Here is a 720-nt window from a genome sequence, read left to right as displayed (position 1 = left end):
CCATTGTTGGCAATAGTGTTTTAATATATTTTACTGGGTCAATTAATTTAATAATTTGTTTTTATTTTAATTTCTAAATAAGAATTCAGATGATTATTGACATTGGTTATTGTAAAATTCGATTAATTCCTCTATATTATTTTTATCAAGTCTAATTTGGATTTGTTCTACCATCTCGGGGCAATCCTTGAAATAATCAGTTGCAATTTCTTTAAAATTTCTAGATTCCATCCAGTTTGTACTCGCAATACATGTTGCAATATTTTCTCCATTTCTTTTAACATAAAACCCATACGCTCCACTATTTCTAAGTTGTGGTATATAGCCCGTGTATAAATTGCATCTACCTTCGACATGGACATTCATCATATCGCCTTTATCCTCTGATATCAAAACAAATTCAGTCAAACGTTTAACGTTTCTAGGGGAAAAAACAGTATTTCTTAAATAATATAGATGCCTGTATATTTTGTTATATGGTATTTTTAGTCTTTCACCATCTTTTGTGGTCACTATTGCACATTTTCTATTTGAAGTAGTATTAACCTGCTTTGCTATTAAAACTGTACTATCTTTTAAAAACAATTTATGATCTTTATTGTTTTGAGAATATAATGACATAGTTATTAACAACATTAAAGCGGAGGTAATATTTCGCATTTTATTTTAAATTAAGGATTATCTGAATTTTATAGAATTAGGTTAACATTATTGCCAACG

The 720-nt window shown here is 27.9% G+C and carries 1 protein-coding gene; it reads right to left on the bottom strand.

Annotated elements, in window-relative coordinates; translation table 11 throughout:
* Window positions 1-93: 93 nt before the first annotated feature.
* Window positions 94-621 carry a hypothetical protein gene (locus tag FGF67_RS16870; protein ID WP_139698920.1) on the bottom strand — a complete coding sequence of 176 codons (528 nt, stop codon included), beginning with the start codon at window positions 619-621 and terminating at the stop codon, window positions 94-96.
* Window positions 622-720: the final 99 nt, after the last annotated feature.

The sequence above is a fragment of the Allotamlana fucoidanivorans genome, from assembly GCF_006265225.1.
Classification (GTDB): Bacteria; Bacteroidota; Bacteroidia; order Flavobacteriales; family Flavobacteriaceae; genus Allotamlana; species Allotamlana fucoidanivorans.
The sequence above is the reverse complement of the archived record's forward strand: the minus strand, read 5'-3'. Positions and strand labels throughout refer to the sequence as shown.

Coding starts and splice junctions, on each gene's coding strand:
- FGF67_RS16870 (WP_139698920.1), bottom strand. CDS start 621: ATGTCATTATATTCTCAAAACAATAAAGATCATAAATTGTTTTTAAAA.